Annotated in this window: 10 protein-coding genes and 1 pseudogene; 7 read left to right on the forward strand and 4 right to left on the reverse strand. The window is 37.6% G+C overall.

Going from position 1 to position 9,189, the window contains the following annotated elements; all coding sequences use genetic code 11:
* From HMPREF9018_RS08960 to HMPREF9018_RS08975, 4 genes are all read left to right on the forward strand, one after another.
* A partial coding sequence (locus tag HMPREF9018_RS08960) for a hypothetical protein (RefSeq protein WP_008450736.1) occupies positions 1-500 on the forward strand: 500 nt, incomplete at its 5' end.
* A 144-nt stretch (positions 501-644) separates the two neighbouring features.
* Positions 645-2,297: a DUF262 domain-containing protein gene (locus HMPREF9018_RS08965; RefSeq protein WP_008450750.1), complete on the forward strand. Its 1,653-nt coding sequence runs from the start codon at positions 645-647 to the stop codon at positions 2,295-2,297.
* Positions 2,287-4,602: a DUF262 domain-containing protein gene (locus tag HMPREF9018_RS08970; RefSeq protein WP_039864797.1), complete on the forward strand. Its 2,316-nt coding sequence runs from the start codon at positions 2,287-2,289 to the stop codon at positions 4,600-4,602. Before HMPREF9018_RS08965 ends, HMPREF9018_RS08970 begins: the two co-directional genes overlap by 11 nt.
* A 4-nt stretch (positions 4,603-4,606) precedes the next feature.
* Positions 4,607-5,173, forward strand: coding sequence for a metallophosphatase domain-containing protein (locus tag HMPREF9018_RS08975; protein ID WP_008450739.1), 567 nt, complete (start codon positions 4,607-4,609; stop codon positions 5,171-5,173).
* Positions 5,174-5,186: 13 nt separating this feature from the next.
* Here the strand turns inward: HMPREF9018_RS08975 and HMPREF9018_RS08980 are convergent, their stop codons facing one another.
* Positions 5,187-5,867: a hypothetical protein gene (locus HMPREF9018_RS08980; RefSeq protein ID WP_050773474.1), complete on the reverse strand. Its 681-nt coding sequence runs from the start codon at positions 5,865-5,867 to the stop codon at positions 5,187-5,189.
* A gap of 12 nt (positions 5,868-5,879) precedes the next feature.
* Positions 5,880-6,920, reverse strand: a complete 1,041-nt coding sequence (locus HMPREF9018_RS08985; protein WP_008450745.1) for a hypothetical protein — start codon at positions 6,918-6,920, stop codon at positions 5,880-5,882.
* 154 nt (positions 6,921-7,074) lie between these two features.
* On the opposite strand from HMPREF9018_RS08985, the gene HMPREF9018_RS08990 reads away from it, so the two are divergent.
* Together HMPREF9018_RS08990 and HMPREF9018_RS11045 are read left to right on the forward strand one after the other, a co-directional pair.
* Complete coding sequence (locus HMPREF9018_RS08990; protein WP_232724674.1) at positions 7,075-7,686, forward strand: hypothetical protein; 612 nt, start codon at positions 7,075-7,077, stop codon at positions 7,684-7,686.
* 11 nt (positions 7,687-7,697) lie between these two features.
* Positions 7,698-7,874 (forward strand): hypothetical protein, encoded by a 177-nt coding sequence (locus HMPREF9018_RS11045; protein ID WP_157794597.1) that lies wholly within the window; start codon positions 7,698-7,700, stop codon positions 7,872-7,874.
* Between the two features lie 22 nt (positions 7,875-7,896).
* Here HMPREF9018_RS11045 and HMPREF9018_RS10505 read toward each other — a convergent pair whose 3' ends face one another.
* Complete coding sequence (locus tag HMPREF9018_RS10505; RefSeq protein WP_019036926.1) at positions 7,897-8,340, reverse strand: hypothetical protein; 444 nt, start codon at positions 8,338-8,340, stop codon at positions 7,897-7,899.
* An 84-nt stretch (positions 8,341-8,424) separates the two neighbouring features.
* The gene (locus HMPREF9018_RS11400; protein WP_262498018.1) at positions 8,425-8,553 is read right to left on the reverse strand and encodes a hypothetical protein; all 129 of its coding nucleotides are present in this window, start codon (positions 8,551-8,553) and stop codon (positions 8,425-8,427) included.
* A 174-nt stretch (positions 8,554-8,727) separates the two neighbouring features.
* On the opposite strand from HMPREF9018_RS11400, the pseudogene HMPREF9018_RS09000 reads away from it, so the two are divergent.
* Positions 8,728-9,189 (forward strand): annotated as a pseudogene (locus HMPREF9018_RS09000) (helix-turn-helix transcriptional regulator); the annotation flags it as partial.

A 9,189-nucleotide genomic window follows, 5' to 3' on the forward strand; every position in this document is an offset into this window, starting at 1 on the left:
CCGATGGATATATACTTGTGAAGTTTAACGTCTTGCAACTAAATAGCAGTGGAATAGTAGAGGCGTTTCGAGAAGCTAACAACTATGTGATAGAAGCCCTTGCAGATATGTATCACACAGTATTCTATCCCGGTCTGCTTTGTTTTGACAGCAATGATTTCTGCATAGTAATGCTCCGACAAAAGGGAAGAATTATTCCTTTTGTCAAGAGATATGCGTTGCCAGAGGCTGTCACTGTAACTGATATTAAAGAGGTTGCACAGAAGTTTATACGTGATACTCAGTCACTTGTTTCCCTTTTGCGAGAGCGCATATATGGCATTGTTCTCGACATCGTGGCATACATAGATGATGAGCGTGGAAAAGCTATCGTAGAAAGTGTTGATACCCTCTTTCAGCAAACCTTTGCGGATGATTGTGATATTAAATGGACAATACATTCAGCAGATGAAAGTACGAGAGAAATATGTTTTAAGCTCTATGTGAAAATAAAAGATTAAGTGGGCTTGGGTTAATGAGGCATTTTTCGTATATTTGTAACACTAACGTAAAAAATCTAATTATTAAAGTTATAGATACACTATATGTGCTGTGTTTAAAAAGCACTTTGGGGGTCTGCAAGGTAGATAAAACTTGATGATAAAATGAAAACAACTATTACTTTACAAGAATACCTTTCTAAAGGTAAAACCTTTGTCATTCCTGATTATCAGCGTGGCTATATCTGGGGACAAGAAGGTAGGAGCAAGACAAACGCCGTAGAGTATCTGATGAATGATTTGATACAACGGTATGAGAACAGATCTGAGGTATTCCTTCAAGGGGTTACTGTTACGGAGAACGAAGATGAAATCATACTCATTGACGGGCAGCAACGCACCACCTTTCTTTATCTTTTACTGAAATGGTTGGGATATAGCGAGAAGTTTGATCTAATGTACAAGGTTCGTGAGGCATCGAGCAAGTTTCTTAAAGAACTTAACTTGGAAGATATTGAGGCTGATGAAAATGAACCTTATCAAGACCATTACTTCTTTAAGAAAACGCTTCGCATCATTGCAGACAAGCTTCAGGATATAGATAAAAAGGCGTTCTTATACTTCGTACTCGAGAACGTAATATTCTTGTACATCAATGTTCCCAATGAAGAGCAAGCCAAGAGAGTTTTTACCATGATGAATGGCAATAAGGCTGTTATGAAGCAAGAAGAAATAATCAAAGCAGAGATACTGCGCCTTGCATCATTAAGTGAAGAGAAATCAGGCGGTATAGCGCACGAATGGGAACTAAATGTGCTTAGAAGTCGTTATGCTCGTGAATGGGATAAGTGGCTACACTGGTGGAACAGAGAAGACGTGAAACGCTTGTTTGGGTGCGATAACACTATGGGACTGCTCATCAGCACTTATCTTTCGATGAAGACAAAAGAAGTACTCAACTTTGAAAGTTTCAAAAATTCTTGTCTAAAAAAAGGCACTCCCTACGATGCGAAGATGGCGTTTGATGGGCTTCGACGATTACAAAAGCAGTTTGAAGATGCTTTTACCAACCCTGTTACCCACAACCAAATAGGTGCTATCTTATTGATAATGAGCAAGGACGACAAAAGAAAGTTTGTTCAACATTATTTTGTAAATAAGCAAAATGATGAAAAAGCCTTGAAGGATTATTATATGCTTGCTTTCTTGGGTATGACGCACGATGAAATTATAAAGAAAGATGCAAAAAAAAGCTTTAGCGAGAAATATGAGAATACTTTGAATGCTTTGAACGATGACTTCCTGTATATACAAAATTATAAAAAAGCTTTTCAATTCTTGCTTAGGCTGAATATAGATGAAGACATCAAGCAGGAGAGAGCCTTCATTTTTGATATATGGAGCAATCGTTCTTTGGAGCATATCTATCCTAAATCAAAAGTAGGACATCAAGACGAAGAGGGCAAATGGTTTAGAGGCGATTATAAAGAATGTAGCGAGGAAGATATTACGCTAAAACGTGAGGATATTACGACCGCAGACGGACTTACAACAACTGAGCATAGCATCGGCAACTTGGTACTGCTCTATAAGCATGACAATTCGAAGTTTAGCGACAGTGATTTTGAGGAAAAAAAAATAATGTTCTTCAACCCAAGCCGAAAAGAACTGTTCAAGAGCCGTCATCTTTTACACACAATATGTGTATTTGCTGAAAGAGGCGATTGGAACGGAACAGCCATAGCAGAAAATAAGAAGGCAATGATAGAGAAATTCGAAAACGATTACCAAGAATTGAAAGAAAAGTATGATGAATAAGATAAACTTTATAACAGGGAAAAACTACACTTTGTCAGAGCTATTCTCTGGTGAAAGAAAAATTATCATACCCGATTTGCAGCGAGATTATTGCTGGGGAGATGAGGTGCATACAGAAAACAAGATTGAATTGGTTAGTGATTTTACAACCAATCTAATACAATCATTTGAGCAAGAGCAATGCAATAAACTCAACCTTGGCTTAATATATGGGTATGAATCACTCGAAAGCCATATTCAGCTTTGTGATGGGCAGCAACGCATCACAACCTTGTACCTCTTGATAGGAATGCTTAATAAAAAGGTAGAGGGTAATCCTTTTAGAAAACTCCTCATCTCTGATTATGAGTATCTCAAAGATGATAAAGAACCTTACTTGCAATATTCCATTCGCGAGTCGTCGCTCTACTTTCTTAGCGATTTAGTTTGCCATTTCTTTATCGAAGAAGCGAATGACAAGGAGAATGTAAAGTATGTAGAGAATATCGAAAGCGCACAATGGTTTTTCAACGATTACAAGGACGATGCAAGTATCCAAAGTATGTTGAGGGCATTGAAAAAGATGGAAACCATACTTGGGGATAAGACAGCCGAATGGTGTTATGAGTTTGGAAAATTCCTCACTACACAACTTACCTTTATGTATTATGATATGGGCAACCGTAAGAACGGAGAAGAAACCTTTGTTGTAATCAATACAACGGGCGAACCACTGACGGCAACCCAAAATCTGAAACCATTGGTTATTCATGCTGACATCAATAAGGGATATGCAAGAACTGATGCCGATGGGCATACATCTACAATAGCTATCGACTGGGAAGAGATAGAAACATGGTTTTGGAAAAATAGAGGTAACGGCAACGATACGGCAGAAGCTGGGTTTGATGAGTTTCTGAGATGGGTGACAATGTCTTACGCTGATAAAGAAACATTACAACAAGCTTTGGAGCAAAAGACAGCTCACTTTCCTTACGAGAAGATAGCTTTTAAAAAAGTTTATGAGTATTGGAAGGTTATACAATTTCTGTTTAATGAATGGGGTAACACCAAATATCCAAAGAAAGATTTTCTTTCGCCTAAAGAGAGTGAGAAAGGCATCAGTGAGCTTGATTGCTTCCAATTACTTCCGTTAATGACCTACTGTCTACAATGGAATGTTACCGAAGCAAAAGATAGGAACTTGCTGCGTTGGTATCATTTCTTGCACAATATTGCAAGGAAAAGCGGTGTAGGTAAAGCGGTCAAAAATTTGGTTTATGACGCTATCGAGATGGTTAAAAGCTATCAAGATGTTTTGGAGCTAATAGAAAACAAGAAGTGTCTTAAAATCTCTGAAACCATTCTGACAGACGAAGAAAGGCTGAAATTAACCATTCTGAAGGAGAAAATTGGTGATAGAGAAGCGATAGAAGAGGCTTTTTGGAAGGCTCAAAATAGAGATGAGATAAAGAGCCACCACATCTGGGCAGGCGAAATAAAACCACTTATCGACTGGGCTACTGCTGAGAACGGTTTTCATCTTGACGCGTTCAATGGCTATTTAAATATGTTTGATAGATTGTTTGAAGGCAATTGCGAAGATGACATCGATGATCTTGTTAGGCGTGCGCTGCTAACTCGCTCATTAGCAAACTACCCAATTAAACAAGGTAATAAATTTAAATTCGGATGGAAGTGGGATGATTGGCATCAACTGATATGGAAGAACTCGGAAGCGTTCAAAAAGTTTTTTGATGATTGTATAAAGAACGCAGAAACAAATCTTGAAGCCTATTTGAAATCATTGTGCGACGAGTTCCCACTAGAGCAAGATTGGGCAGAATTTGTGCATTGTCCTTATCTGCTTGAGTATTGCAATACGAAACACACTATTTGTAATGATGGCAAAAACCATATTTTGATCAAAAACTCTTGGAGAGAGCCATTTGCAGTAAAGAATGCCCACTTATTGTATTCATTAGGTGCAACGTGGCAGAATCGTAACATATTGTTCGATGAGAAATATCCTCAGTGGAGGGTTTGGTATTATCCAGGACAAAAAGGCAATTGTGTTGTAATAGAGAATACTGAAAGAGATGTAGCAATAGATGTTGTTTGCTCTGTTACAGAATGTACAATTACACTCTTCCGTAGAAACACAGATAAAGAGAACATAAGAGAGTACTTTAGCACTATCTGCTCAACGCCTGAATGGGAATGGAATGGAGAGCGATGGAAGAAAATGATTGATTATAAATTAGACAACGGAAAAGTTCGAGATGTCTTAGATGAGTTGATAGGCAGAATAGAACAAATGGACTAAGAGTATGACTATTGTTCAGCTTTCTGACACGCACAACTGTCATCGGCAACTGGCTAATCTGCCAGCTGCCGATGTTCTTGTCCATTGTGGCGACTTTACCGATATGGGGACAGATCAAGAGGTGCTCGATTTCCTTAACTGGCTGATAGAATTGCCATATAAGCACAAGGTGTTTGTTACAGGCAATCATGACCTTTGTTTATGGGACGCAGCCGATATTGAGGATTTGCCCAATGAGGTGCATTTCCTTCAAGACAGAAATTGTGAGATAGAGGGAATGAAGTTCTTTGGCTTAGGCTATAACCATTCAGAACAATTGATACCAACCGACATAGACATCCTTGTAACGCATGAGCCTCCTTGCATGATTTTAGACAAATCGAATGGGACGCATTGGGGTAATGCTCCTTTGAGAAACAAGGTGATGGAGATAAGTCCCAAGTATCACCTTTTTGGTCATGCACACGAGGCATACGGTACAATAAAGCATGGAGAAACAACATTCTCGAATGCTGCAATCCTTGATGATGATTATACAATGTGCCATCAGCCTAAAATATTCTGCTTATGAGGGCTACTTTGAGCTATACGGTTAAGTCTATATCTACCGTAACTTCTACTTCAAACTTCCTCACCCATAATGAATCGAAGGTTGAAAAATCTAATGTATCATTCAATTTATGGCAAGCATGGATAAGGTGCATATCTTTGCTCCATTCCATATCCAATCCCTCGTTCCAATTATCATTATCCGACATCCATATCTTCTCATCTTCTTTGATTATCCTCTCACAGTCTGCCATGCTTTGAATACGATATCCAACAGAAATACCGTTGTCATAGCTAGGCATATAATGATCGATAACTCCACTTAGTATATCCCACACCTTCTTAGCCCTATCCGTCTGTATAGGGTGCATTGCTGGATATTCGTAACCCAAAAAGCAGTATCCGTTTACTTCTATATCGCCTTTGCAATTGCCTTTGCGTAATGCACGATAGGTATTGATAGTTTGCGTACGTGTTTTGATGAGGGCAGCTTTTGCGGCTTGATTAAATTCTTCTAACAACCTTTTATGTTCTGCGGTTGGTGCAAATAGCTCATCAAGCACTTGCTTTCTTATGCGCAGCAAACTTCTAACTGCCTCTTTGTATTGTTCTCCACCCACACGTTCACAATCGTGCCCAGTCCATATAAGTTCTCTTTCTATGGCTTCAACTAATGGAGAATTGAAAATCTCTTTATACTTTTCTATATCTTTCATAAACAATATTGATTAATAATAAAGGAAGTTTACATCTTTCTTCCAGCGTTTCATTATATTTTCTATGGCATAGCCAGCACTATATACATCGTCAGCCACAATAATCTCATCTGCCATCTCTGCGTATAGATCAGCAGTTTCCTTATTGCCCAATACTACAATATATGTTGTAATACCTTTATCATGATTGCTTTGGCAAAGTTTGCTAATTGTTTTCCTGTCTTTTATATCGCCATCTGTGAGGATAAATTCGAATGGAAACATAATATCCTCTTCGTTAGGATACATTTGTGCAAGTGCCCATTGAGCATGTTTCCCAAATGCCCAAAAAGAGTAATGCGTATTGATGCTATTGACCAGTGCGATTGAACGGCGGCCATGATGATCTGCCTCATCGTATGCGCAGGAAGGTTCATCACTATAAGCTATAAGCAAATTCATAGACTTATTACCCTGTGATACAGAATAGCGAAAATCTTGTAGCTGGTAAAGAGAACCTCCAACTAGGGGTAATAACTCCTCCTTATCAATAGCGGATATAGAGAAAGGGTTAGGATGATTGATACCTATTAATCTTGCTTTGTCATCCCCCTCTTTACTCCAATTGGAAAAAGAATAATGATTATTCTGCTGAACTACCGAAAGAAAAATGCCTTTCTTCAAAAGCCATTCCCAATCTTCAGTATCAAAACTGATAAGTCCTATCAAATGTTGATGAATAAAGCGCAAGAGTTTATCCGCGGCATCGTCTATACGTTCGTGCCGATGTAACAGGATGTTGTAATAGTCCCAGTGTTGGCTGTGCCTTTTATGGTCAGCGTGTTCGTTGAAGTCTATAATATAGACACTCTGAAAAAGGCTATTATATCCTTTGAGCTTTTTGTCTATAACAGAGGCATAAGTATCTGCATCGTCCGTCAAAATGATATAATTGTATGGAAGGTTTTCTGAAGAAAACGTGGGAAAGCTATTTGCCCATTTCTTCATTATACGATTGGCATGATAGCCAAAAGATACGATAGAATAACTTTTCTTCTCTAAATCTGTTTTCATTGTTCAATCATTTTTTGCAAAGATATGAGCAAGGTTATGCCAAAATAAAGCAAACAAAAATGATTTTATATCTAACACATTACTTTCTTGATGCTATGCTGTAAATTGGCACATTAGAAGAATAACTTTGCGAATAATTCAACCATAATATGAAATGATGAAATATAAAACCACATACACGCTCTTATTATTCTCGATTATTGTAATAGGGTGGACATTACTTTCAAAAGGAACGTGTGCTATGGATCATACTGACCACAAAGTGAAAGATAATACTGTTTTACGCTCTGACAGCTCTGAGTTAATATGCGATGAAGATAGTTTATATCCAACTGTAACGATAGGAAAGAACGAGGATAGATCTGTTTATACCTTTTACTATAAAAGAAACAAGTTGTATAGAAAGACTAATTGTACGAGAGAAATTCTGTCTGTACTGCTTACTAAGAATGATAACGAAGATATAGTAGAGCCGTATTCTATCCTATTTGGCACGTTATCAGAAGATGGGCAGAGCATATTCATCGTTATTGACACAGGTAATTGTGGGCGTGGTGGGGCTTTCGATGGTCAAGAATTGTATAAAATAAATATTCAAACATTACAATCAAAATGTCTTGTAGAGGCAAATGAAATAAGCATATATGCAAAAGGCTTTCGTGTAAGAAAGTTATCATTAAAGCGCGAGGGCGATTGTACTGCAAATGATGAATATGCAGAGTCGTTTATATATTATAATATGAATGGAGAAAAACTTTCTAAATAGAAATACGCAATATGAAAAAGAAGCTATGGATAAAATATTTAAAAGAGATGCTTTTTGCTTTTATCTACTATGCAGAAGATTATAAGTATTTAAAATATCCAAAATATGATGCAGTGATAGAAAGGCGCATCAGCCGTGGCATACACTTGTTTGCAAAATTCTTTCAACACCTATGTATTGATGAATAAATCAGAATAATCCCTTAAATTATCATAGATTTAAGGGGGCTATTTTTATATCTTCCTGCTCTATCATTTCTATTTGAATATAGAAGTCATCAATGTAAATAAGGTCTTGTATAGCCAATTCACAATGAGAAAAGAGGTTGTGAAAGATATTAACGAGGTGGAGAGGCTGACTCCATTCACGGTCAAGATGCTCGTTCCAGCTATCATTTTCGTCTTCCATACCAAGATAATCCATAAGAGTAGGATAGTTAAGTCCTTCATCACCCAAGTTGAAACTTAAAGTCCACCCAATGCCATCTTCTAAACAACAATTAGCAGTCATAAGTGCTTCCCACACTTTTCGAGCGTGTTCCGATTGATCAGGATAGCGAGCTGGAAGATCGTTTTTAAGGTAAATATTACCGCTCACATAGCAGTCGGCATTGGGAGGAAACACCATATTCATACGTTTTTGCGTGTCTTGCATTCTGCTATATAATTGTTTTGCAGCCTGTATCAGCCTGTCATTCAATGCTGAGAGTAAAACTGCATTTTCTCTATTGTACTCAAACTAGCGGAGTAAATATATCCATCTGTCAGTTCTCAAATCCTCCAAGGCGATGGTACTCTTACTATCATTCATTTCAGCGCAACGAAAGAGTTGTTTTTCTATTTGATAAAGAGTGTCTTTTTTATTCATAATAATCGAAGTATAAACATTAATATACAGCAAAGGTAGCTATGAGCTTATGCCAAATAAATGCAGAGTATAAACAAAATCTTCCTTTATGCTTATTTTTGGCATAAGTGTAGATGTAACTTTGCATCAATGTAGAAAATTTGTGTATATTTGTGGCAAAATAGAAATTTATATATGGCTGCTAATAATTTGGGACGTTACGTTTGGTTGCTTGATACGATTAGGCGACACAAGCGATTGACTTTTGAAGAAATCAATAGACTATGGGTTTGTAGTGGTTTAAGTTATGGAGAAGGCGACGAAATTCCCCTGCGCACATTCCATAACCACAGAAAAGCTATATCCGATATATTCGATGTCTATATAGAGTGCGATAACAAAGATGGTTATCGCTATTATATTGATGCGCCTGAAAAACTGAAAAGTGATAGTTTACGCTCTTGGCTGATTGATAGTTACAGTATGCTTAACCAAGTGCAAGCTGATAAAAAGCTGGAAGGGCGAATACTTTTCGAGGATATTCCTTCGGGACATGAATGGCTAACTAATATCATGCAGGCTATGCGAGAAGAAAAGGTGCTTTACATCACTTATCAAGGATTTGGTAAACCTATAGAGAATAGTTTTGAGATAGAG

Origin of the sequence: Prevotella amnii CRIS 21A-A, assembly GCF_000177355.1 — a bacterium.
GTDB classification, from domain to species: domain Bacteria; phylum Bacteroidota; class Bacteroidia; order Bacteroidales; family Bacteroidaceae; genus Prevotella; species Prevotella amnii.

Bases quoted from the DNA above. Each gene is read 5' to 3' on its own strand.
- HMPREF9018_RS08965 (WP_008450750.1), top strand. From the start codon at position 645: ATGAAAACAACTATTACTTTACAAGAATACCTTTCTAAAGGTAAAACC.
- HMPREF9018_RS08970 (WP_039864797.1), top strand. From the start codon at position 2,287: ATGATGAATAAGATAAACTTTATAACAGGGAAAAACTACACTTTGTCA.
- HMPREF9018_RS08975 (WP_008450739.1), top strand. From the start codon at position 4,607: ATGACTATTGTTCAGCTTTCTGACACGCACAACTGTCATCGGCAACTG.
- HMPREF9018_RS08980 (WP_050773474.1), bottom strand. From the start codon at position 5,867: ATGAAAGATATAGAAAAGTATAAAGAGATTTTCAATTCTCCATTAGTT.
- HMPREF9018_RS08985 (WP_008450745.1), bottom strand. From the start codon at position 6,920: ATGAAAACAGATTTAGAGAAGAAAAGTTATTCTATCGTATCTTTTGGC.
- HMPREF9018_RS08990 (WP_232724674.1), top strand. From the start codon at position 7,075: ATGATGAAATATAAAACCACATACACGCTCTTATTATTCTCGATTATT.
- HMPREF9018_RS11045 (WP_157794597.1), top strand. From the start codon at position 7,698: ATGAAAAAGAAGCTATGGATAAAATATTTAAAAGAGATGCTTTTTGCT.
- HMPREF9018_RS10505 (WP_019036926.1), bottom strand. From the start codon at position 8,340: ATGCAAGACACGCAAAAACGTATGAATATGGTGTTTCCTCCCAATGCC.
- HMPREF9018_RS11400 (WP_262498018.1), bottom strand. From the start codon at position 8,553: ATGAATAAAAAAGACACTCTTTATCAAATAGAAAAACAACTCTTTCGT.